This is a genomic window from Nitrosovibrio tenuis, assembly GCF_900109785.1.
In the GTDB taxonomy this organism is placed as follows: Bacteria; Pseudomonadota; Gammaproteobacteria; order Burkholderiales; family Nitrosomonadaceae; genus Nitrosospira; species Nitrosospira tenuis_A.
The window spans coordinates 226,417-248,876 of sequence record NZ_FOBH01000001.1 but is presented as its reverse complement, the minus strand read 5'-3'; the positions used below and the strand labels follow the sequence as shown (position 1 = coordinate 248,876).

21 protein-coding genes and 1 tRNA gene are annotated in these 22,460 nt (G+C 54.1%); 9 read left to right on the top strand and 13 right to left on the bottom strand.

The genetic code is table 11. From position 1 onward, the window contains the following. Positions 1-6: 6 nt before the first annotated feature. Together BMX00_RS01120 and BMX00_RS01115 are read right to left on the bottom strand one after the other, a co-directional pair. Positions 7-471, bottom strand: coding sequence for a response regulator transcription factor (locus BMX00_RS01120; protein WP_090826114.1), 465 nt, complete (start codon positions 469-471; stop codon positions 7-9). A 332-nt stretch (positions 472-803) separates the two neighbouring features. After that, entirely contained in the window at positions 804-1,622 is an 819-nt protein-coding gene (locus tag BMX00_RS01115; RefSeq protein WP_342707143.1) for an alpha/beta hydrolase, read from the bottom strand. An 83-nt stretch (positions 1,623-1,705) separates the two neighbouring features. Between BMX00_RS01115 and BMX00_RS01110 the strand changes: the two genes are divergently transcribed. Beyond that, positions 1,706-2,815: a transglutaminase-like domain-containing protein gene (locus tag BMX00_RS01110; RefSeq protein ID WP_090826107.1), complete on the top strand. Its 1,110-nt coding sequence runs from the start codon at positions 1,706-1,708 to the stop codon at positions 2,813-2,815. Positions 2,816-3,071: 256 nt separating this feature from the next. On the opposite strand, the gene yjgA is transcribed toward BMX00_RS01110, so the two are convergent. Beyond that, on the bottom strand, positions 3,072-3,626 hold the full coding sequence (yjgA, locus tag BMX00_RS01105; RefSeq protein WP_090826102.1) for a ribosome biogenesis factor YjgA: 555 nt from the start codon (positions 3,624-3,626) through the stop codon (positions 3,072-3,074). A gap of 323 nt (positions 3,627-3,949) precedes the next feature. On the opposite strand from yjgA, the gene pmbA reads away from it, so the two are divergent. The 3 genes from pmbA (at position 3,950) to BMX00_RS01090 (ending at position 7,661) form a co-directional block, all read left to right on the top strand. After that, complete coding sequence (gene pmbA, locus BMX00_RS01100; RefSeq protein ID WP_090826098.1) at positions 3,950-5,308, top strand: metalloprotease PmbA; 1,359 nt, start codon at positions 3,950-3,952, stop codon at positions 5,306-5,308. Positions 5,309-5,557: 249 nt separating this feature from the next. Next, positions 5,558-6,601, top strand: a complete 1,044-nt coding sequence (locus BMX00_RS01095) for a phosphoglycerate mutase (protein ID WP_090826095.1) — start codon at positions 5,558-5,560, stop codon at positions 6,599-6,601. Between the two features lie 325 nt (positions 6,602-6,926). After that, a complete protein-coding gene (locus BMX00_RS01090) occupies positions 6,927-7,661 on the top strand; it encodes a helix-turn-helix transcriptional regulator (protein WP_090826092.1) in 735 nt (244 codons plus the stop codon). A 36-nt stretch (positions 7,662-7,697) separates the two neighbouring features. Here the strand turns inward: BMX00_RS01090 and xth are convergent, their stop codons facing one another. Continuing rightward, entirely contained in the window at positions 7,698-8,468 is a 771-nt protein-coding gene (gene xth, locus BMX00_RS01085) for an exodeoxyribonuclease III (protein ID WP_090826089.1), read from the bottom strand. A 251-nt stretch (positions 8,469-8,719) separates the two neighbouring features. On the opposite strand from xth, the gene folE reads away from it, so the two are divergent. Continuing rightward, complete coding sequence (folE, locus tag BMX00_RS01080; protein WP_090826086.1) at positions 8,720-9,298, top strand: GTP cyclohydrolase I FolE; 579 nt, start codon at positions 8,720-8,722, stop codon at positions 9,296-9,298. A gap of 120 nt (positions 9,299-9,418) precedes the next feature. Here the strand turns inward: folE and recN are convergent, their stop codons facing one another. The 3 genes from recN to BMX00_RS01065 form a co-directional block, all read right to left on the bottom strand. Beyond that, complete coding sequence (recN, locus tag BMX00_RS01075; RefSeq protein ID WP_090826083.1) at positions 9,419-11,101, bottom strand: DNA repair protein RecN; 1,683 nt, start codon at positions 11,099-11,101, stop codon at positions 9,419-9,421. Between the two features lie 87 nt (positions 11,102-11,188). Further along, complete coding sequence (locus BMX00_RS01070) at positions 11,189-11,725, bottom strand: hypothetical protein (RefSeq protein WP_090826081.1); 537 nt, start codon at positions 11,723-11,725, stop codon at positions 11,189-11,191. Between the two features lie 79 nt (positions 11,726-11,804). After that, positions 11,805-12,689 (bottom strand): NAD kinase, encoded by an 885-nt coding sequence (locus BMX00_RS01065; protein ID WP_090826078.1) that lies wholly within the window; start codon positions 12,687-12,689, stop codon positions 11,805-11,807. 353 nt (positions 12,690-13,042) lie between these two features. Between BMX00_RS01065 and hrcA the strand changes: the two genes are divergently transcribed. After that, positions 13,043-14,062, top strand: coding sequence for a heat-inducible transcriptional repressor HrcA (gene hrcA, locus BMX00_RS01060; protein WP_090826075.1), 1,020 nt, complete (start codon positions 13,043-13,045; stop codon positions 14,060-14,062). 86 nt (positions 14,063-14,148) lie between these two features. Continuing rightward, complete coding sequence (gene hemH / locus BMX00_RS01055) at positions 14,149-15,246, top strand: ferrochelatase (protein WP_425433851.1); 1,098 nt, start codon at positions 14,149-14,151, stop codon at positions 15,244-15,246. A gap of 14 nt (positions 15,247-15,260) precedes the next feature. Here hemH and BMX00_RS01050 read toward each other — a convergent pair whose 3' ends face one another. From BMX00_RS01050 to queA, 6 genes are all read right to left on the bottom strand, one after another. Then, positions 15,261-15,920, bottom strand: coding sequence for a DedA family protein (locus BMX00_RS01050; protein WP_090826831.1), 660 nt, complete (start codon positions 15,918-15,920; stop codon positions 15,261-15,263). A 73-nt stretch (positions 15,921-15,993) separates the two neighbouring features. Next, positions 15,994-16,926 carry a protein translocase subunit SecF gene (gene secF / locus BMX00_RS01045; protein WP_090826069.1) on the bottom strand — a complete coding sequence of 311 codons (933 nt, stop codon included), beginning with the start codon at positions 16,924-16,926 and terminating at the stop codon, positions 15,994-15,996. Positions 16,927-16,974: 48 nt separating this feature from the next. After that, positions 16,975-18,819 carry a protein translocase subunit SecD gene (gene secD / locus BMX00_RS01040; protein ID WP_090826066.1) on the bottom strand — a complete coding sequence of 615 codons (1,845 nt, stop codon included), beginning with the start codon at positions 18,817-18,819 and terminating at the stop codon, positions 16,975-16,977. Positions 18,820-18,889: 70 nt separating this feature from the next. Beyond that, a complete protein-coding gene (gene yajC, locus BMX00_RS01035; RefSeq protein WP_090826829.1) occupies positions 18,890-19,225 on the bottom strand; it encodes a preprotein translocase subunit YajC in 336 nt (111 codons plus the stop codon). Between the two features lie 40 nt (positions 19,226-19,265). After that, complete coding sequence (gene tgt, locus BMX00_RS01030) at positions 19,266-20,384, bottom strand: tRNA guanosine(34) transglycosylase Tgt (RefSeq protein WP_090826064.1); 1,119 nt, start codon at positions 20,382-20,384, stop codon at positions 19,266-19,268. Between the two features lie 213 nt (positions 20,385-20,597). Continuing rightward, a complete protein-coding gene (queA, locus tag BMX00_RS01025) occupies positions 20,598-21,644 on the bottom strand; it encodes a tRNA preQ1(34) S-adenosylmethionine ribosyltransferase-isomerase QueA (protein ID WP_090826061.1) in 1,047 nt (348 codons plus the stop codon). A gap of 119 nt (positions 21,645-21,763) precedes the next feature. Between queA and BMX00_RS01020 the strand changes: the two genes are divergently transcribed. Then, positions 21,764-21,850 (top strand) — tRNA-Leu (locus BMX00_RS01020). A gap of 130 nt (positions 21,851-21,980) precedes the next feature. After that, positions 21,981-22,433 (top strand): integrase arm-type DNA-binding domain-containing protein, encoded by a 453-nt coding sequence (locus BMX00_RS01015; RefSeq protein ID WP_143053018.1) that lies wholly within the window; start codon positions 21,981-21,983, stop codon positions 22,431-22,433. The last annotated feature ends 27 nt before the right edge of the window (positions 22,434-22,460 follow it).

Genomic DNA, 22,460 nt, shown 5'->3' with positions numbered 1-22,460 from the left:
TGTACCTTAGGCTTCGGATCTATCCAGACGGCTTCGGATAATGGATAAGAGGCTGACGGGCTCGACGGGTTTTTCCACAATCAGAATCCACTCATCCGATAGGCCGGTGAAATAAGGGCGGATCTCTTCACCCAGAGAAGTCATGAAGATCATATGGAGCCCAGGAAATTGCCCCCGAAGGCCCATATACGCTTCCAACCCTGCATCCATGGTCTCCACCATTACATCGAGAATTGCCAGATCGGGCGGACTTGATGAGTTCCGCAGCGAAACAATAAAATCATTCATTGTCTGATAGCTGTCGACCGCATACCCATTGGCATCCAGTATTCGCTTGACGGTATCCCGAATATCGGGATCGTCATCGATATGTGCGATCCGCTGCGTCGTGCCACCCTCCTTTTCAAGCATCGAATTCGGCATCTGACCCGGCATTTGGGCGGATTCCACGCGCTGAACGGGTGTATGCATTTTTGTTCCTCCGATTTTGTCTAATTATAAAATTACTCTGCTGATAAATTTCCCTGCTGACATAAGGGAAATATAGCACATAAATACCCTGTTGTTAGCAGGGTAATATAGCGTGTGTGAAGGAATTGTCAGGGAGGTATTTAGAATTTGTGAAAAAGAGCACTACGGGTGGAGGAGAGGCTGGTTCCGGTTTGATACAAGCACTTGAGCCGGCGTGCTGGACTAAAACCGGACCAGGCTGGAAACATCGCAACTCAACCGCAAACCAGCTCAAAAGCGAACGCTACGTTCGGGGTTCGTCTACAGCTTGCCCAAGAGGATGCTTCCTGAGGCTATATCAAAATCTGTTTAAGCCATTTACCGATATCGGCCAGTTCCTCCCTGCAAACGGTATGCGCCATCCGATACTCATGCCATTCCACCGCATAGCCTGATTCGGCAAGCTGTTGCTTCGATGCCGCTGCAACGATCATCGGTATGACCATGTCACTATTGCCATGGGCCATGAAAATTGATGTGGTGAGGTTGGCGCGGTTCGCATCGGAGGCAAGCGTTCGCGGCGCTGGCAAGTAAGCGGACAACACCAGGATGCCCGCCAGTTTTTCGGGATAGCGAAGACCCGCCTGGAGCGCCAGGGCGCCACCCTGAGAAAAACCTGCGAGCACAATACGCTCGGGCTGTATGCCACGCTGTTTTTCACGTGCTATCAGCGCTTCAATCGCCTGCTGTGATTCGTTCAGGCTTGCCATATTCTCCTGAAGGCCCAAATTCAGATCTACCATGTCGTAGTCGTACCATGCACGCATTACCATGCCGCGATTGATGCTTACTGACCGCATGGGCGCATGGGGAAACAAAAAACGGATGTGCATGGCCGAAGGCAATTCAAGCTCGTTCACGATGGGAACGAAATCGCCGCCGTCGGCCCCTAGACCATGCAACCACAGGACGGTATGGGTTGGGTGTGGGCCCGTTTCGACTTCAATAGCAGGCAGCAGAGCGGGAGAGACAGTGGTCATCTGTAGTAATGAGAGGCGATAAGGCAAAGCAATCAATAATTCCCGGAGTTTTTTACAGCTTGACTGGCAACCTCGGCTTGCAACCGCCTGCCGGTCAAATTGCGGCAATCCCTGGGGAGAAACCGAGTTCAAGGTTTCCTTGACTTAGCCGGAACGTGGGATTAGATTTCGCACTTCCGATTTTTACAGTTTAGCCCATCCAGTAGGAGAAGATTATGAAACGCAGGGATTTCATAAAACTAGCCGGAGTCAGCACGGCGTTATTTCCCATTGCGCCTTCGGTATTTTGCGAGCAGATCATTCCGCGGCGGCCGCATAGTTATCGCCTGACTTATAAGGTCGATCTGCCCGCCGAAGGGAAAAAAGCACGTCTGTGGCTACCGTTACCTGACACCGCTGACACTCCCCATCAATTTTCTCAGGGCAGCGTATGGAAAGGCAACGCTGACATTGCGAGATTCGAGACGGTTCCCGGCACGGCTTCGCCCATGTTTTATGCGGAATGGCGCGGCACCGGTCCGCGTAATGTCACGGTGAGCAGTGTTGTCAAGACCATGGATCGCTCGGTCGATCTGAATCACTATACCGAGCGGGCTGCAGGCGCCGTGCCCGCGGAGGTGAAACGGTATCTGCAGCCGACGAAACATGTGCCGCTGGATGGTATCGTGCGCAAGACTGCATTGTCGATCGTGAACGATGCCAAAGCCCAGTCGCCCTTGCAAAAGGCGCACGCCATATATAATTGGGTGGTGGACAATTCCCATCGCGACCCGGCAACCCGGGGTTGCGGCCGTGGCGATATCAAGTCCATGCTCGAAAGCGGCAACCTGGGCGGCAAGTGTGCCGATCTCAACGCTCTGTTTGTTGGGCTGGCAAGGGCTGCGGGCGTTCCTGCCAGGGACAATTATGGTATTCGTATCGACGAGTCCGCCACGCATAAGACGCTCGGCCAATCCGGCGATGTCACGACTGCGCAGCACTGCCGCCCCGAATTTTACCTTGCCGGACTGGGCTGGGTGCCTGTGGATCCGGCGGATGTGCGTCAACTGGCGCTGGATGAAGATTTACCCATCGGGCATGCGCGAGTGGTTGCGCTTCGCGAAAAGCTGTTCGGCTCATGGGAAATGAACTGGGTGGCATTTAACCATGCCAGGGACGTTACGTTGGCAAAAGACAGTATTTTGGGCGAACTTCCCTTCTTTATGTATCCCGAGGCGGAAGTGGCCGGCCATAAGCGCGACAGCCTGGAGCCGCAAGAGTTTGCTTACAAGATTATCTCATCGGAATTGGTCGGCACGGGTGTCAAGTTTACCGTCCCTTCATAATCCCGTGTTGCCGCGGGATGGCACAACCTGGAGAAGGCGTGTCCCTGAGGAGAGAAACAGGCAATCGGCGAAGGGAGGAGTATTAATTTGACATGATCGGCTTGGCTGGACCGAATTTTAAGGTCCGCCCGGAATGATATGCCCGGATAAAACAGAAAAGCCCGGAAGAGGCGGGAAATTTACGGGTGATTTCCGCCCATCCCGGCCTTGTCTTCATTCCATGCCTTCATTCCAACTCTACCCGCGCCCCCTCAGTCTACTCATCCTTTCCCCTGTCGTTTTCCGCAAGTACGCCGGTTCCAACGGTTTCGGGAATGATTCTCTGCAATTCGTGAAATAATGCACGGAAACTCCTGGGCGGCTTGTTCGCAAGCTTCTCCCTTTGGGCGTTGCGCATAAGTGTCCTGAGCCTCTGCAGATCAATGGCAGGATACGTTTGTCCGAGCTCAGTGAGGGCTTGTTCATCCGCCAATAGCCGGTCGCGCCAGCGTTCGAGCAGATGCAGCCATGCGGCATGCTGCAGGGTGACCCGGTTCAACATGTCCAGTTTTTCACGGATCGGTGCCGCGTCGATGTCGCGCATCAACTTGCCGATAAGTTGCATTTGGCGGCGGCGTGCTCCGTGCGCCCGGATACGCCTGGCTTCGAGTATGGCGTCCGCCAGCGTTTCGGGAAGATTGAATTCCGACAAGCGTTTAAGATCGAGCTGAACCAGTTGCTCCCCCATATCCTGCAGCGCGTGCATTTCATGTTTTCGACGGGTCTTGCTGGGCGGAAACTGCTCCAAATCGTGTTCCGGTCTTTTTTGCATGATGATTTTTATAAGGCTTCTGTAACACGCAGAGCGTTACGATAAATATGAGACTCATCCATTGGCTGCTGAAGTTGGCTAAAGTGGGCTATATAACGTCTTAGTGTGGTCTTAGTGTGCCCTGGGTGCCTGTGTGCCTGGGTGCCTGAGCGACTTAACGGTGGCTTAATGCGGCGTCAAGAATCTGCTATCATAACGCCATTTGCAGGCATACCTTCAAAAGGTCCCGCGATTACACACATCGCCTCTCGCCCCCATTGGCCTCATGCGGCCTCTCTCCATTCGGGAGCAGGCCCAACGCAACTTCCTTAAAGCAACCACTCATGAGCGATATTGTTACTCCTTCACAACGTTTTTCCTATCCTTTCACCGTGCTCCAGCAAATCGCGCAGGACGTATTGGATCACGCCAGAAAGGGTGGCGCCAGTGCCTGCGAGGCCGGTGTAACGGATGGCTTCGGCCAGAATGTTACGGTACGTCGCGGAGAAGTGGAAACCATTGAATACAATCGCGATAAGGGGCTCTCCGTTACCGTTTATATTGGCCAGAAACGCGGCCATGCAAGTACTTCGGATTTTTCTCCCCAGGCTGTAAGTGAAACGGTGGCGGCGGCGCTTTCCATCGCTGGGCACACCGCGGAGGATAATTGCGCCGGTCTTGCTGATGCGGATTTGCTGGCGCGAGAGTTTCCCCAGCTTGATTTGTACTTTCCCTGGGACTTGCCAGTGGAGCGGGCGATAGATCTCGCCAAGACGTGCGAAGCGGCTGCGTTTTCGGTTGACAAACGGATTACCAACTCCGAAGGAGCAAGCGTCCTGCTGAACGAATCACAGTTCGTGTACGCGAACAGCCTGGGTTTCATGGGCGGGTATCCCGCGTCGCGCCACAGTATCAGTTGTGCTGTGATTGCAAGCCAGGACGATACAATGCAACGCGACTACTGGTACAGCACTGCCCGGGATGCCGCAGACCTGGAGCAGGCTGGCAGCGTCGGCATTATAACAGGCAAACGCAGCGTCAGCCGCCTCGGAGCGCGTAAAGTCGATACCTGCGAAGTACCCGTTCTGTTTGAAGCGCCGATTGCCGCCAGCCTGATAGGGCATTTCGTCAGCGCGGTGAGCGGGGGCAACCTCTACCGGAAGTCATCATTTTTGCTGGACAGCGTGGGGCGGCAGGTCTTTGCGCCGGACATACAGATCCGGGAACTGCCTCATCTGAAAAAAGGCCTGGCAAGCAGTCCGTTCGACGACGAGGGGGTCGCCACGCGTGAGCGCAAAATTGTCGAGAACGGAGTGGTACAAGGCTATTTTCTCAGCAGTTACTCCGGCCGCAAGCTTGGGTTACGAACCACAGGTAACGCTGGGGGTAACCACAATCTGGTTCTTGATAATGGAAATGGGCTGGAATTCTCCGCGTTGCTCAAGAAGATGGGTAGAGGATTGCTGGTAACCGAGCTACTCGGTCAGGGCGTAAATACTGTCACGGGCGATTATTCGAGGGGTGCGGCGGGATTCTGGGTGGAAGACGGCGAAATTCGCCATGCGGTCGAGGAAATCACCATAGCCGCCAACCTGAAGGATATGCTGCTCGGCATTTCCGCGGTGGGAAATGATGTGATTGTACGCGGCTCCAAGCAATGCGGTTCGATACTCGTAGACCGGATGATTGTCGCCGGCGGTTAAGAAGTTGCTCGTTTAAGTGGCCGATTTCCCTGCTGTGCTGTCACGCTCGGTTGCTCGCTCCGGAGCCAATCCGTTATTAGCTCGGTTCCAGTGAAAAGCAGGTTCAAGTCCCCAGCCTGGTCGCCAAGTGATCAACAAGTGGTCGAAAGTGATCGACAAAATCGATAAGTCAGTTTAATTGGGTTGCCAGCCTGGCACTTATATCGGGGCTGATTCGGGCCCTCAATTTTCAGCTAGCGGCCATCGATAATGAATTTACAGTTGCTGCTTCCCTCGCTCTTCTGGCCCGACCCCACGTTAACCGAAATTTATCGCGATTTATCGTTGCCTTCCCTGGAGAATCTGCTGGCAAAATCATCTGCTGAGGATGAGGCTCCGGAATTTGAGGGATTTGAGGCTTGGCTTTGCAAAGTTTTTAATGTAACAAAGCAGCAGGATTGGCCGGTGGCGCCTGTGACCCTGGCGATCGACGGTACCGAAGAGGTAAAAGCAGGTGACGATTACTGGATTCGCGCCGATCCGGTGCATTTGCGAATCGAAGGCGATCAACTTGTTCTGGGTGACAGTCGCATTTTTAAAATTTCAGCCCAGGAAGCGGACCAGTTTACCGTGTTACTAAACCGCCACTTCGCTACCAGCGGGCTGGAAATAAAATTTTTTCCGCAACAGCCCGATCGCTGGTATGTGTGCGCAACGAAAATACCCCCAGCAAAAACTCATCTATTAAGCCAGGTTGCCAATAAAAGCATTAACGAACTGCTGCCATTCAGCGCGAATAGCGAGGTCTGGCGCGGCCTCTTCAATGAGAGCCAGATGCTGCTACACGACCATCCGCTTAACCAGCTACGGGAAGCGCGAGGTGAACCGGCTATTAACAGTGTTTGGTTCTGGGGCGGCGGGTTCATGCCAAAACCGTTAGTCAGCCCCTATACACATGTGTGGAGTAATGATGTGTTAGCCTGTTCCCTGGCGCGGGCCTGTGGAACAGATCATGCACAACTTCCACCGGACGCAAAGGCATGGCATCAAGTCAGATCTGGCAATCATCTTGTCGTGCTTGATGTATTGCGGGGACAAGCCCAGTACGCGGATGCCTATGGCTGGCGCGAGAGTTTAAAAAAACTGGAACTGAGCTGGTTTGAGCCTTTATTAACGGTGTTCAAGCATGGCCGCATCGACAAATTGATCCTTACGGTTGTAAGCGAAACGAGAACCACAAATTTCACCGCCCGAACTGGCGATTTACGGAAATTCTGGCGCAGAACGAAACCGGTTTCAGCTTATGCCGGCTGAGTAGGCGTCTGTAAGGGAAAGAGCTGTGCTTTGTTTTTTCAGTAAAGGGATAATCCAGATATATACAGATAATGATATACATAACACTTTTTTGTACAGCCACTAGAATTGCTGTCGGTACTCAAATAACATTACAAACGCCGTCCACGCCCGGCGATGGCATGGCTGCCGTGAATCGCCGTATTATTCAGCTACGATCTTTAAACAATACCGAAAACCACCTGGTTGCCATAAGTAATGTCTGCACTATCGAGCTCTACCGGACCGGCATAACGAGTAGGGTAATAATTTTGCAATAATAGTTATTTATCATGAAAGGATAAATATGAGTGATTTAAGCCTATTCGAATCGCTGCTGAATTGCCGCACTGTGGAAGAACTCCACGGCAATGCCGCAGCCATTGCCCACCAGATGGGATTCGAGCATTTTCTCTACGGAGTACAGGTCAATACTTCGCTAACCCGACCCTATCGATTCATTCTCAGTTGTTACCCGGAGGAATGGCGCAAGCATTACGATGCGGAGGGTTACGCCAATATCGATCCAACAGTTTCTCATTGCGCCAGAACATCAATCCCCATCATTTGGAAGAATGAGATCTTCAAGGGGCGTAAGGAGGCACGAGTCAGAAGCGAAGCGAAAGATTGTGGCCTGGTGAGCGGAGCCAGCTTTTCGATTCATGGCAGCCGCGGGGAAGCCGCGATGTTGAGCCTCTCCACTTCTCGGGAATCGCGCGAAGCGCAGGATGATATTGTTGCGATGATGGGCAGAGCCCAGTTATTAACCTGTTACCTGCATGAGGCGGTGCAGCGTATTGTCCTGAGTAAAGGGCCTATCCCCTTGAAAAAAATCCATCTGACCGAACGCGAAAAAGAATGCTTGCTTTGGGCCGCCGAAGGAAAAACGGGTTGGGAAATAGCAAATATCATCAGGATTTCGGAACGCACGGTGACGTTTCATCTTCAGAACGCGGGCCAGAAATTAGGCGTGGTAAATCGGCAGCAGGCGATATCCCGCGCGCTGTCCCTGGGTCTTATCGAACCTCAAGCTATTGTGTAGCGCTCGCGCGAGCGACCACGGCCCCGGTTACCCCATTTACAGCTTCCCCAGCTCCACCATTATCGGGGCATGATCGGAAGGTCGCTCGAGTTTGCGCGGCGTTTTATCTATAACGCATGCCGTACATATTTTGGCAAGTTCTCTGCTTAACAGGATGTGATCGATTCTCAAACCCATATTGCGGCGGAATCCCATCATACGGTAATCCCACCAAGTGTAGGACTTCTCCGGTTGTTCAAACAGGCGAAAGCTGTCCAGCAGACCCAGACCGAGCACTTCCTGGAACGCCTCACGCTCGGGCAGACTGAACAGAACCTGACCCTCCCATAATTTCGGATCGTGCACATCGCGCTCGTCCGGCGCAATGTTGAAATCACCCAGCAACACCAGTTTCTCGTGCCTGGCAAGCATATCCCGTATCCAATCTTTAAGGGCGGCCAGCCATCTCAATTTGTATTGATATTTTTCCGATCCGACCTTTTCCCCATTGGGAACATAGATACAAATTATCCGTATGTCATCATAGATCGCCGAGAGAACGCGTTTTTGCGGGTCGTCCAACGCGGGTATGCCTGTGACGAGTTCGATCCCTGGCTGTTTGCTGAGTACCGCGACGCCATTGTAGGTTCGCTGGCCAGTATAAATCGTCTGATACCCGCTCGCTGCAATTTCGGCTATCGGAAAATTTTCGTCCTGCAGCTTGGTCTCCTGCAGACACAACACATCGGGCTGATTCGCCGCCAGCCAATCGAGTACATGCGGGAGGCGAACTTTGAGGGAATTGACATTCCAGGTTGCGAGCTTCATGCCGCATTTTACCAAATCCCGAGTCTCTTGAATAAGCTAACTCAAGTTTATAGGTACTCAGGTTTATGACCCAGGTTTATGGACCCAGCTCTTCAAAGAGGAGCTACCTGAGCCGATTTATGTTGTGCTATGATGGTTAACGCATACTGTCGCAGATCGATGCTACTTCCATTGCTCCCGCAAGATTCGGAGGATTTGCCTATGTCTGACCTGGTACTTCACACGCTCCTCAAAACAAGGGCATAGTGACCATGGACGCTTCAAATGACCCGGAATTTGGCATAGCCGACTGGCAACGGCTGCTGCGCTCAATTGGAGAGGATCCTTCACGTCAAGGACTGGCAGAAACGCCGGGCCGTGTCTCGCGCGCCTGGGCTCATTGGACGCGCGGCTATAAGCAGGACCCAGCCACCATCCTGAAAACGTTTGCCGATGGCGGTGAGAGTTACGATGAGCTGATCGTGGTCAGGCAAATACCGGTCTACTCACACTGCGAGCATCATTTGGCTCCTTTTTTTGGCCACGCGACGGTCGGTTATCTTCCCAGCGGGCACATTGTCGGACTGTCCAAATTGACGCGCCTGGTCAACTGCTTCGCGGCACGGTTACAGGTACAGGAACGTTTGACCGCACAAATTGCCCAGTCGCTGCTTGAGCATCTCCAACCCAAGGCTGTGGGGGTGATTATCCGCTGCCGACACATGTGCATGGAGTCGCGAGGGATCGCAGTCGCGGGTGAGGAAACGGTCACATCCGCGATGCTAGGCAACCTAAAGACGAATCCCGCCCAGCGTGCCGAGTTTCTGGCATTGGCGGAACGCCCGGACTAAGCGCGAGCAACCTGTAGCCCTACGGTATATAAAACCTTCTGGATCGCGATCTCGAGTATATGGCAGGCAAGCTGATTTAAGCGTGTGTGCCGTCCGGTATCCGTCCTGTTCCAGGATCCGTTATCTTTGGCCAGCCATTAGCATTTCGGCCGCATGCTTGCGCGTCGTTTCGGTAATTTTTGCGCCTCCGAGCATACGCGCAATTTCTTCAATACGATCCTTCTTGTCAAGCACGGTAATGCGACTCGATACTTTTCCACCATTGGCTGGATCAGCCGACTTAGTGATTTGCCATTGATGGTTTCCCGCCGAGGCGACCTGCGCAAGGTGCGTGATGCACAAAACCTGGCGTTCGGCGCCCAGCTTTTTAAGCAAATCACCCACGATTTCCGCAACCCGCCCGCCAATACCTGCGTCAACTTCATCAAAGATGAGCGTGGGCGCCGCTCCCAGCTTGCTGGTTATGACGTGTATTGCCAAACCGATGCGCGACAATTCGCCGCCCGATGCAACTTTGGCCAAAGGGCGCAGCGGCAGCCCCTGATGGGCGGAAACCTGGAATTCGATATGCTCCATGCCGTTCACGTTTCCGTGCTCAAGCGGAACTAGCGCGACAGAAAATTCCCCCCCTGCCATAGCCAGCGTTTGCATCGCGGCGGTGACCTGCTGCGCAAGTGCTTTGGCCGCCTTGGCTCTCTCGAGGCTTAATTGCTGTGCAAACGTGAGATATTCATCCAGGGATGCCGTCTCTTCCTTTACCAGCGCATCCCCGTCTTCCTTGTGACCGAGTTCAGCCAATCTTTGCGTAATTCCTCGGTAGAGATCCGGCAACTCAGCCGGAATGACCCGGTATTTTCTGGCGGCCGCGTGGATTGCTGCCAACCGTTCCTCCACGTCGTGCAAATGTTGCGGATCCAGATCGAGGCGCTGCTGATAATGTGTCAGCTCATACACCGCCTCCTGCAACTGGATCTGGGCAGATTCCATCAGATCGAGCAAGGGTTTAAGGCCAGTGTCGCAATCGAGCAAATGATTCAGGCGCGAGATTACCGAGTTGACCTGTACGAGGGCGGCTGTTTCTCCTTCAGATAGCGTCTCCAACCCCATCTGCGCGGCTTCAAGCAGACTTGCGGCATGGGAAAGCCGGCTATGATCAGCCTGCAGTGCTTCCCATTCTCCAAGTGAGAAATTCAATGCGGAGAGCTCGCTTGCTTGCCATTCCAGGTGTTCACGCTCTTGCATCATGGCCCCTGAACTTTGCTCCCAGGCGAGGCGCCGCTGCCGCGTATTCTGCCAGCGACGATAGGCTTCCGCGACGCGCTGCACCAACTCCCGGTTGCCGGAAAAACCATCAAGCAGGTCACGTTGCATATCGATGCGCAACAGTGACTGATGCGCATGCTGGCCCTGAATATCCACCAGTTTCTCTCCAACAGTGCGCAGTTGCTGCAATGTAGCCGAGCAGCCATTGATAAAGCTGCGTGATCGCCCGCGATTATCCACCAGGCGGCGCATCAGGCAAACGCCCGCGTCAGCGCCATCGCTTTCGAGTCCATTCTCGCACAGCCAGGTCGCCAGCTCCGGTAATCCTGTGATATCGAACTCTGCGCTGATTTCAGCCCGCTCGCAGCCATTGCGAACAACATCCGCATCGCCGCGCTCGCCCAGAACAAGTGACAGCGCATCGATCAAGATGGATTTGCCTGCGCCGGTTTCCCCGGTAAGCACCGTAAAACCGGAAGTGAACTCCAGCTCCATATGATCAACAATGACGAAATCCCGAATGCTCAAAAACTTTAACATAAGGAACCTCTGAATAAATCCCCAGTGTGCGCGTTGCGGGCACCATTGGGATAGTCATAAGGCGGACGACCAAGGCCGCAGTGAGGTCTACGATGCCAAGGAGTGCAGCACAGTGGCGCCCAAAGCGTTGCTCGAGGATCCCCGCGAAGCGGGAAGCGGAATCGCGTAGCGTCGGGTGCCGCGACCGCGTTTGTGGGCGCCTGCATCCCGCTGCGGGGTCGCACCTTCCTTTGGAAGGCACTGCTCCGCCCTGCGCGGTCGCGCCCAAAGCGTCTCCCGGGGAGCTGCGGGAAGCGGAATCGCGCAGCGTCGGGTGCCGCGACCGCGTTTGTGGGCGCCTGCATCCCGCTGCGGGGTCGCACCTTCCTTTGGAAGGCACTGCTCCGCCCTGCGCGGTCGCGCCCAAAGCGTCCCCCGGGGATCTGCGGGAAGCGGGGTCGCGCAGCGTCGGGTGCCGCGACCGCGTTTATGGGCGCCTGCATCCCGCTGCGGGGTCGCACCTTCCTTTGGAAGGCACTGCTCCGCCCTGCGCGGTCGCGCCCCATTTTGCTGCAACCCGAGCGAGACGGAGCTTTGCGGGCAGTCTGCTTTACCAGTCTCGTCGTGAAGGGGGGGGTCGGCCATTCGCGTCCTCCCCCCTCGCGCATCGCATCCCGCAGAGCCGCCATCATGTTCACATAGGATTTGCTCAGAGGTTCCGCACTCATGCCGCGTTTCTAGGTAAACCACTCCAGCCGAGCTTCTCGCGCAACATACGGTAATAGCTGTGGTTGGAAGGATGCAGCAATGTTACCGTATGCGGTGAGCGCCGCACGATAACCCTGTCGTGTTCCTGCAAATCGAAGTGTGAATGGCTGTCGGAATGGACAAGCGCGACAACGGTGCGATGCATCAGGATTTCCACCACTGCATCCGGGCCGACTACAATGGGGCGATTACTCAGCGTATGCGGGCTGACCGGCACGAGGGCAATCAAATCCAGGCTTGGGTGCAGGATCGGGCCTCCAGATGATAAAGCATAAGCCGTGGAGCCGGTAGGTGTGGCTACTATCAAGCCATCGGAGCGCAGCGAGTAGACATATTCCCCATTGATGCGTACCTCGAATTCGATCATGTTACCGCCAATTCCCCGGCTCACCGCCACATCGTTTAATGCCAATGCACTAAACACGGCGGAGCCATCGCGCGAAACTTCGACACACAGCAGCATGCGTCGCTCAGCAATGTACCGCCCATCGAGCATTGAGCCCAGTGTTTCCACCATCGTATCGATGGAAAGGTCCGTGAGAAACCCGAGCCGGCCCTGGTTGATGCCGACCAGCGGCACACCGAATGGCGCGAGTTTGCGTGCAATATTGAGCATGGTGCCGTCCCCGCCCAGCACTATGGCAAGATGAGCGTGCAGGCCAATTTCTTCCATGGTCATGGCAGGATATTCATTCTCTGCCAGATTGGAAGCGGTAAGGCTATCCAGCACCACCTCCACATTGCGGCTACGCAAAAACTGCGCCAAACTCAGCAATGGTGCGAGAATATCCGGATTCTTGTACTTTCCGATCAGGGCTATTGTTTTAAATCGGGTACTCATCCGCGTGATCGATATGAAATCTGTTGAGGCTTAGGCAAGCGAGGCGCCTGGTTTTAAAAAAATTCATTCAAGATTAAACCATATCGCTCAATAGGTGACAAAGTATTCCAGATTACTCCCTATGTGGGGCCGGGAATTGCTTCAAGATTTCCCGGTGTGGCTCACCCATTTTAACTGTTTGCCCAAATCCGGAAAACTGGACCGGGGGTTGAACCTAAAATCCAGCAGTCAACCGCTCGTTTTTTCAGTTTAGGGGGCTGTTCCACCAATACTTTTACAGTACTTGACCTTCACCTTTTTGATGAGTTCGCTACGGGGCGGATTTAGGTTAAATCCTGTTGTACAATACTCAAATGCTTAACCAACGCGCCAAAATCCTGCTTAAGACGCTGGTCGAACGGTATATCACCGAAGGTCAACCGGTGGGTTCACGCTCGCTCTCGAAATTCTCGGGCCTGGATCTCAGCCCTGCCACCATTCGAAATGTAATGGCTGACCTTGAGGAGATGGGTTTTGTCACCAGCCCACATACCTCTGCCGGAAGGATTCCGACTCATCGGGGCTATCGTTTTTTTATCGATACGCTTCTAGTGGTCCAGCCTCTGGATATCATAGAAATCCATCAGCTTCAGGACCAGTTGCATCCTAATAATCCTTCCCGATTAATTAACTCCGCCTCGCAGTTGTTGGCGGAATTGACCCGCTTTGCCGGCGTTGTCGTGGCACCCAAGCGCAGCAGCGCCGTATTCCGCTATATCGAATTCATGGCGTTGTCAGCAAAGCGGATTTTGCTAATTATCGTAACGCCGGAGGGCGACGTTCAGAACCGCGTGCTTTTCACCGATAAACCCTACAGCCAGGGGGAGTTGATTGAGGCGGCAAATTTCATCAATCAAAATTATGCAGGTTGCGCGATCGACGAAATTCGTACCCGTCTTCAGAGTGAATTGAAGCAATTGCGCCGTGATGTGACGGCCCTCATGGCCGCAGCCATCGAGGCAGGTGACGAGGCAATCCGGGAAAACAGCGGAACGGTGGTGGTGGCCGGTGAACGCAAGCTGCTGGATGTGCATGATTTGTCCAGCAATATGGCCTGCCTGAAAAAATTATTTGACCTGTTCGAGCGTAAGACGGCATTGTTGCAGTTGCTGGAATTCAGCCGCAAGGCGGAAGGTGTACAGATATTCATCGGTGATGAATCGGGTGTAGTAACGCTGGATGAATTCAGCGTCGTAACCGCGCCTTATGAGGTAGACGGCAAAATTGTCGGTACCGTGGCTGTGATCGGGCCCACACGCATGGCCTATGAACGCGTTATTCCAGTTGTGGATATTACCGCCAGGCTGCTCTCCAGTGCGCTATCGCAACACTAGGTCTTCAGCCACTATACGAAACCTGTCGGGGTATTCCTTGTCTTCCCAGTAATAGTTTTGGCAGACCCGCCCTTCAACACGCTACCTTGATCTCTCCCGAACCCGCTTATCAGCATGGCATACCGAGTCAGACCGGCGTATTACTGATCAATCTCGGCACACCCGATGCTCCGACCGCGCAGGCGCTGCGGCCTTATCTCAAGCAGTTCCTTAGCAATCCGCGCGTGGTGGAACTCCCACGCTGGGCATGGTGGCCGATTCTGAACGGTATCATACTTAACACCCGGCCGAAAAAATCCGCTGAAAAATATGCCCAGATCTGGATGCCGGAAGGATCACCACTGAAGGTACATACTGGTCGCCAGACCCAGCTATTGCGTGATGCCCTGACAGAGCGTATCGAGCCCGCGCCAATGGTGGAATACGCAATGAGTATAGGCAGCCCTTCCATTGGCGATGTGCTGAAGCGTATGCGCCAACATCGCTGCGAGCGCATGCTGGTGTTGCCGCTCTACCCCCAATATGCGTCCAGCAGCACTGCATCGGCCTTCGATGAAGTATTTGCACAATTGCGAACAATGCGCAACGCGCCCGCCTTGCGGACTGTGAAGCATTACCACGATCATTCCGGGTATATAGCCGCGCTGGCGCAAAATGTACGCGATTACTGGATGGAAGCCGGTACCCCCGACAAACTGGTGATGAGTTTCCACGGCGTACCCCGATACACTCTGGAGAAGGGCGACCCCTACCACTGTGAATGCCAGAAAACCGGGCGGCTGCTGGCTGAAGCGCTTGAGCTGGATGAAAACAAGTATCAGATCTGTTTTCAATCCCGCTTTGGCCGTGCGGAATGGTTAAACCCATATACCGCTGTTACGCTGGAACAGCTCGGCAGACAAGGTACCCGGCGGGTGGATGTCATCTGTCCCGGTTTCGTTTCGGATTGCCTGGAGACTCTGGAAGAAATTGCCATGGAAGGCAAAACCACTTTCATGCAGGCGGGCGGACAGGAGTTTCATTACATTCCCTGCCTCAACGAGCGCGCCGACTGGATACAGGCGCTGGCCGATATCACGCTCGCAAATTTACACGGATGGTTGGATGCACAACATCCGGAAGAACAAACGGAACAAGCGGCTCAATCGCGGCAGCGCGCACTGAAGATGGGAGCCGGCAATTGATATTCTAAAACCAGTTATCGGCGCTCGGGATTTCCACGGCTTCCAGCCCAGTTGCGTATGAATTGAATAAACCCCGGCAGCGCAGAAACGATGATGATGCCAAAAATGAAAAAGGTTAAATTGTTTTTAACGACTGGAACATTGCCGAAAAAAAATCCGCCGAGTACAAAGAAACTGATCCAGAAAATGCTGCCGAACGCGCTGTACGCCACGAATCGGGGATAGATCATGCGCCCGATGCCGGCGACGAAAGGCGCAAAGGTGCGGACTATGGGAAGAAAACGCGCAAAAATGACGGTCTTGCCGCCATGCTTGGCATAGAATTCATGCGTCTTTTGCAGATGCGCCCGATTTAATAAAGGGGAGTCCGCACGAGTGAATATTCTGGGACCGAAATAGCGTCCGATCCAATAATTGGTGTTATCCCCCAAAAATGCCGCAAGCATGAGCAGTGCGGCTAGCAATTGAACCTCCATTGCTCCGGTGGCGGCAATCGCCCCCGCCACAAACAGTAATGAATCGCCCGGCAGGAACGGCGCCACCACTAATCCGGTTTCACAGAAGATAATCAGGAACAGGACGACATAAACCAGGTCGCCATAGTTCTGAACCAGCCAGATAAGATGTTTGTCCAGATGCAGGATGATGTCGGCAAAAGTGGCGAGAAGTTCCAAAATGAACCTTGTGCGTATGGAGAGAGAAGCATAAAGGGTGAAACATAAGTCCCCTGCTGAAATGGGGCCCAGATTAAGGCAGTGCTTCTGCACCCTCTTTTTTTTCCGGTTTGACGAGATCGTCGCGCGAAACACCGAGCAGCATCACGAGGGGGCTCGCCACCAGCACGGAAGAGTAGATTCCGAAGAGAATACCGATTGTAAGCGCGAGCGCGAAGTAATGCAGGGCCTCCCCCCCAAAGAACAGCATGGAGGTTACGACCATTTGCGTGCAGCCATGGGTGATGATGGTGCGGGACATGGTGCGTGTAATGGCATTGTCTATCACTTGCGCCACGGTGGCCTTGCGCATTTTACGGAAGTTTTCCCGTATGCGATCGAACACCACAACCGATTCATTCACCGAATAACCGAGAATTGCGAGGATAGCCGCGAGAACGGTGAGGGAAAATTCCCATTGAAAAAAAGCAAAAAATCCAAGAATGATCACAACGTCATGCAAGTTCGCGATGACCCCGGCAACGCCGAATTTCCATTCGAAGCGCAATGCCAGATATCCGATAATACCAAGGGAAACGATCAATAGCGCCAGGGCGCCGCTCTCGACCAATTCCTGGCCGACCTGGGGACCCACAAACTCTACCCGGCGTATTTCCGCGCCCTTATCATCCTCCTGCAGTGCCTTTATTACAGTTTCGGACAACCGGGCGCTGGACATCGCCGGCCTTGCTGGCAGGCGTATCAGCACATCGCGGGAGGTGCCGAAGTTCTGTACGCTGACATCGGACATGCCAAGCTTGATAAGCGTGTTCCGTATCCTGTTGATATCAGCAGGCTGTGGATAGCCGACCTCCATTACCGTGCCGCCCGTAAAATCCACCCCCAGATTCAAGCCCTTGGTATAGAGAAAAAACAACGCCGCGATGAACGTGAGCAGTGAAATGGTCGTGGTGTACTTTCCCCAGCTCATGAAGGGAATGTCGCGTTTGATTCTGAAAAATTCCATGCTTACCCTTATCTTCTCCGAGAAGGTATTAAACGCGCTCGTTCTTCTTTAACGTTTCGTGCTCACCGGCTTCCAAACCTGACCAATGGCGACTCGCTCCAGCTTGCGGCGGCTGCCATATATTAAATTGACCAGGCCGCGCGACACCATAACCGCGCTGAACATGGAGGTGAGGATACCCAGGCACAACACCACGGCAAAACCTTTAATCGGACCCGAACCGAATGCGAATAACGCAATGCCGGCAATCAGAGTTGTAATGTTGGAATCAAGTATGGTGCCGAACGCCCGCTCGTATCCCGCGTTGATTGCCGCTTGCGGAGGCATGCCCTGCCTCAGCTCGTCCCGGATACGCTCATTGATCAGCACGTTCGCATCGATCGCCATGCCTATGGTAAGGGCAATAGCGGCCATGCCGGGAAGCGTCAGAGTCGCCTGTAGAATCGAAAGAAGGCCTACGAGCAATAGCAGGTTAACACCCAGGGCCACGACTGAGATAAACCCGAACATCGAATAATATGCAGTCATAAAAACGGCAATTGCGGCAAAGCCGAATAATGTGGAATTGAATCCGCGTGCGATATTATCGGCCCCAAGGCTCGGGCCCACCGTGCGCTCTTCTATGATATCCATAGGCGCCGCCAGTGCCCCGGCGCGTAGTAAAAGCGCGACATCCCGCGCTTCTTCGGTGGTCATGCGTCCGCTGATCTGCACGCGACCACCGCCGATTTCTTCGCGGATCACGGGTGCGGTAATCACTTCCGCCTGGTTCTTCTCGATGAGCAGAATGGCCATGCGCTTGCCGACATTATCGTGAGTGAGCTGACGAAATATGCGGGCGCCGTTATTATCGAGGTTGAGATGCACGGCCGGCTGATTGTTATTGTCGAATCCTGCTTGTGCGTCGTTGATGCGGTCGCCGGTCAGCACGACCTGTTTTTTTACCAGTATTGGCCCGCCGCCGCGCTCGGTGTACAGCTCGGAGCCAAAGGGGATTTTCCCGCGCATGGCCTCTTGCACGTCGCGCTCCTCGTCCACCATGCGAACCTCCAGCGTGGCGGTGCGCCCCAAAATATCCTTTGCTTTGGCGGTATCCTGCACGCCCGGCAGTTGCACAACCACGCGGTCGGCGCCGGCCTGCTGAATAATGGGCTCGGCGACGCCCAGTTCGTTGACGCGATTGCGCAGGGTTGTAATATTCTGCTGTACGGCAGAATCCTGTATGCGCTTCTGAGCTTCCGGCCTGAGGGTGGCAATCAGATGAAAATCGGCCCCCACATTGTCTTCCCGCAGGCTTAAATCGGTATAGGTCTTGTTGATTTCGGCTTCTGCCTTGGCGCGCGAGTCAGAATTTCGAAATTTGATCGTAATCTGCGACCCCTGCCTATCAAGCCCGGCATAAGGAATTCCCTTCTCCCGCAGGCTGCCGCGTATATCCGCCCCGAACCGGTCAAGCGCTTTGGAAAGCGCACCTTTCATATCCACCTGCAGCATGAAATGGACGCCGCCGCGCAGATCGAGTCCCAGATACATTGGTAACGCGCCTATGCTGGTCAGCCATTGAGGAGAATTAGGAAGAAGATTCAGCGCAACCATATAACCACTGCCCAGCATGGACTGAAGCATATCCCTGGCTTTGATCTGTGTATCGGTGTCCGGAAAACGGATCTTGATGCCAGCGGCGTCGAGAAACATTCCATTATAGGCAATGCCGGCTTTCTTCAACGCATCCTCGACGCGCTGCAGCAAAACGGTATCGGCCTTGGCTGTGGTTCTCAGCGGCGAAATCTGTACCGCCGGGGATTCTCCATAAAAATTCGGCAGCGTGTAGAGTAGTCCGAGCAGTATTGAAACCGCGATGATCAGGTATTTCCAGGAGGGGTAGCGGTTCATGTCTTGGGATGGGAACGAAAGGAAAGAAGGGTGGAGGACGCTGCGCCCTTCGAGCTTGCTTAGAGGATGGTTATTCCTTTTCGATACTGTTCAACGTTCCCTTGGGCAGCAGCGTCTGAACGGCCGACTTCAGCATTACTACCTGCACGTTTTCGGCTATCTGCAGGATGATGTAATTGCCGCTGACCTTGACCACGCGCCCCAGCTCGCCACCTGTTGTCGTCACCTCGTCACCCTTTTGCAGTGCCTCTATCATTAATTTCTGTTCCTTGGCGCGCTTTGCCTGCGGTCGGATCAGCAGGAGGTAGAACACGGCGAATATACCGATCAGCGGCAGCAGGCTCATGAAATCCGCGCCCGGCTGGGCAGAAGCGGCAGCCTGGGCAAACGCTTCACTAATCAACATGGCATTTTCTCCGGTGAGAGTTTCAAAAAGGAAAGCGATTTTAGCATGATGCGGCACATGCTTGAAATTCTTGCGCATATGCCTGAGCGTACGCGTCGAATCGCCCGGTTTCTATGGCGGAACGGATCTCGCCCATCAACTGCTGGTAATAATACAGGTTATGCAATGTATTGAGGCGCGCACCGAGGATTTCGCCAGTCCGTTGCAAATGATGCAGATAGGCACGGGTAAAGTGACGGCATGTATAACAGGGGCATTGCTCGTCCGGGGATGCTGTATCCAGGCGGTACTGACTGTTGCGCAACTTGATGATCCCATGCCGGGTGAACAGCCAGCCGTTGCGTGCATTGCGCGTCGGCAGTACGCAATCGAACATATCCACCCCTTGAGCGACCGCGTTGACGATGTCCGCCGGGGTACCGACGCCCATGAGATAGCGCGGCTTGTCGCCCGGTAGTTGTGGCGCAACATGCTTGAGAATGCGCTGCATGTCATCCTTGGGCTCGCCCACGGATAGGCCGCCGATGGCGTATCCGTCAAAACCGATATTCAACAGCCCGCCGAGCGACCGGTCTCTGAGATTTTCATACATTCCCCCCTGAACGATGCCAAACAGCGCATTAGGATTATTCTCATCATGGTGGGCACGCTTGGACCGTTCCGCCCAACGCATGCTCAATTCCATGGATTTTTCGGCCGCCGGCTCATCCGCCGGGTAAGGCGTGCACTCGTCGAATATCATCGCAATATCGGAATTGAGTACGCGTTGAATACGCATCGATTCCTCCGGCGTAAGAAAACACGCATCGCCATTCACCGGAGATCTGAACTTGACCCCTTCTTCGCTGATTTTTCTTAAAATTCCCAGGCTGAACACTTGGAAGCCGCCGGAATCCGTCAGGATGGGTCCCTCCCATGCCATGAAACGATGCAAGCCGCCGTGCGCCTCGATAACCTCGAGGCCGGGCCGCAGCCACAAATGAAACGTGTTGCCCAGAACAATATGAGCGTCGACTTCCCGCAAATCGGCGGGTGACATCGTTTTTACAGCGCCATAAGTACCGACCGGCATGAAGGCTGGAGTCTCAACTGTGCCATGCGCCAGTGTCAGGGTACCGCGCCGGGCAACGCCGTCAGTACGGTGCAGCTTAAATTCCATATTCGATGAAGTCCGTCGGATATAGCAGTTTTAGAAAATGAGCAACGCATTATCCCCGCCTGACTGGTTCACTCTCAAGGTCATTCAGACTCAAGCTGCCGTCCCGGCTTGAATTACATTCCATAAAATAAACCAGGCACGCTTTGTACGCACCAATATGGCTTCCGCCGGGTATGACTTGCCCATCATCCGCTAGCTGCCAAATAACGAAGCTCAGCCCGGTTGAGCACAGCCCGCGCCCCTCTCGATCAGCATGGCGTCGCCATAGCTGAAAAAGCGGTAGCGGCCTTTTATCGCGTGTTGATAAGCGCGGCGGATGTTTTCCGTTCCGCCAAATGCGGATACAAGCATTAATAATGTCGAGCGCGGCAAATGAAAATTGGTCAGCAAGCGTTCCACGACTCGGAACCGGTAGCCCGGCGTGATGAAGATATCGGTTTCGCCATGGCCGGGTTTCAGTTCCCCGTCAGCCGCAGCCGCCTCCAGCGCGCGCAGCGAAGTCGTACCGACCGCCAGAACCCTTCCCCCAATCGCTTTTGCGCATTTTATTGCCTCGACCGTTTCAGCCGGTACATCAAAAATTTCCCTGTGCATGCTGTGGTCAGCAATGTTCTCTACCCGGACCGGTTGAAATGTTCCCAAGCCCACATGCAGCGTTACATTTGCAATCACCACGCCCATTTCCCTCAATGTCATTAACATGTTTTCATCGAAATGGAGACCAGCGGTGGGGGCTGCCACCGCACCTGCCTGTTTCGCATAAATGGTCTGGTAGCGCGCTTCGTCTGTTTTTGTGGCTGAGCGTAAAATATAGCGGGGCAGAGGCAGCGTTCCGTAACGTTCCAGCAAATCAATTAACGTGCTTTCATGCTCGAACCGCAGCGTATAAAGGTCATGGTCCCGGTCCACTACCGTTACTTCGATAGCATCGCAGAGGAATAGCCTGGAGCCCGGCTTTGGTGCGTGGCTGGCGCGGATAACCGCCTGTGCGCACTGCGCATCCAGTATACGCTCTACCATTACCTCCACTCTGCCGCCAGTTTCCCTTACGCCGTACAGGCGTGCCTTCATCACGCGAGTGTCATTAAATACCACCACGTCGCCAGCGCGCAAATAGCTGGGCAGATCGGCAAACCACCCATCCCGCAGCACGCCGCTCGAACCCTCCAGATGCAGCATGCGGCTGCTGGCACGCTGTTCGGCAGGAAACTGCGCGATGAGCTCAGGGGGAATGTCGAAATCGAAATCCTGGATTTTCACCGCGGGTATTATACCTGTAGCCCGGGCGCACACGATGCGAGGTGATGTGGCTGCGCGGGTTGCCGCGGCGTAACTTTTCGGTAATAATCGCCCTGCTGAGAGAAACGGGCAAAAGCTTTGCCGGGATGGCGGAATTGGTAGACGCACGGGACTCAAAATCCCGCGATCGCGAGATCATGGGGGTTCGATTCCCCCTCCCGGCACCAAGTAGTCCACAGAAGTCCAAAAAAATTCAAATCTCCTTTGTAAATACAGGCACAATCAGGATTAACAGCGTCCAATGGCGTGCGCTTGCTTCCGCTGGCTTCCGGGTAAAACACGGGTAAAAATACGGGAATGTTATTTACTTGGAAAGTTCTTACCCGCCATGGCCGCCGAACTCTTACTGCAATTGAAGTCGGCAACGCCAAACCAGGGGACAAGCCGCGCAAGTTGCGTGATGGAAACGGCCTGATCCTGCTGGGCACCCCAACGGCTCCAGATGCTTCCAGCTACGTTACACCCTACACGGCAAGGAAAAGATGCTTCAGCTCGGCATTTACCCGGTCATGCGACTTGCCGAAGCCAGGACAGCAGCGAAGGGCTGCGCGTCAGTTGATGGCTGATGGCGTAGACCCAGTGCAGAACAGGCGCGTACAGAACGCTAGAAAAACCGCTTCTGCTGCCAATACTTTCAGATGCGTGGCCGAAGAGTGGCTTACCATTAAGCAGCGCATCCTGGCACCCTCCACCCAAAAAAAGATAAAAGAATATTTAATGCTAACGTATATCCGAGACTTGGCCTCGTGACAGAATCTTCATCATCAAGTTTGTAAG

Coding starts and splice junctions, on each gene's coding strand:
- BMX00_RS01120 (WP_090826114.1), bottom strand. CDS start 471: ATGCATACACCCGTTCAGCGCGTGGAATCCGCCCAAATGCCGGGTCAG.
- BMX00_RS01110 (WP_090826107.1), top strand. CDS start 1,706: ATGAAACGCAGGGATTTCATAAAACTAGCCGGAGTCAGCACGGCGTTA.
- yjgA (WP_090826102.1), bottom strand. CDS start 3,626: ATGCAAAAAAGACCGGAACACGATTTGGAGCAGTTTCCGCCCAGCAAG.
- pmbA (WP_090826098.1), top strand. CDS start 3,950: ATGAGCGATATTGTTACTCCTTCACAACGTTTTTCCTATCCTTTCACC.
- BMX00_RS01095 (WP_090826095.1), top strand. CDS start 5,558: ATGAATTTACAGTTGCTGCTTCCCTCGCTCTTCTGGCCCGACCCCACG.
- BMX00_RS01090 (WP_090826092.1), top strand. CDS start 6,927: ATGAGTGATTTAAGCCTATTCGAATCGCTGCTGAATTGCCGCACTGTG.
- xth (WP_090826089.1), bottom strand. CDS start 8,468: ATGAAGCTCGCAACCTGGAATGTCAATTCCCTCAAAGTTCGCCTCCCG.
- folE (WP_090826086.1), top strand. CDS start 8,720: ATGGACGCTTCAAATGACCCGGAATTTGGCATAGCCGACTGGCAACGG.
- recN (WP_090826083.1), bottom strand. CDS start 11,101: ATGTTAAAGTTTTTGAGCATTCGGGATTTCGTCATTGTTGATCATATG.
- BMX00_RS01070 (WP_090826081.1), bottom strand. CDS start 11,725: ATGGCCGACCCCCCCCTTCACGACGAGACTGGTAAAGCAGACTGCCCG.
- BMX00_RS01065 (WP_090826078.1), bottom strand. CDS start 12,689: ATGAGTACCCGATTTAAAACAATAGCCCTGATCGGAAAGTACAAGAAT.
- hrcA (WP_090826075.1), top strand. CDS start 13,043: ATGCTTAACCAACGCGCCAAAATCCTGCTTAAGACGCTGGTCGAACGG.
- secF (WP_090826069.1), bottom strand. CDS start 16,926: ATGGAATTTTTCAGAATCAAACGCGACATTCCCTTCATGAGCTGGGGA.
- secD (WP_090826066.1), bottom strand. CDS start 18,819: ATGAACCGCTACCCCTCCTGGAAATACCTGATCATCGCGGTTTCAATA.
- yajC (WP_090826829.1), bottom strand. CDS start 19,225: ATGTTGATTAGTGAAGCGTTTGCCCAGGCTGCCGCTTCTGCCCAGCCG.
- tgt (WP_090826064.1), bottom strand. CDS start 20,384: ATGGAATTTAAGCTGCACCGTACTGACGGCGTTGCCCGGCGCGGTACC.
- BMX00_RS01015 (WP_143053018.1), top strand. CDS start 21,981: ATGTTATTTACTTGGAAAGTTCTTACCCGCCATGGCCGCCGAACTCTT.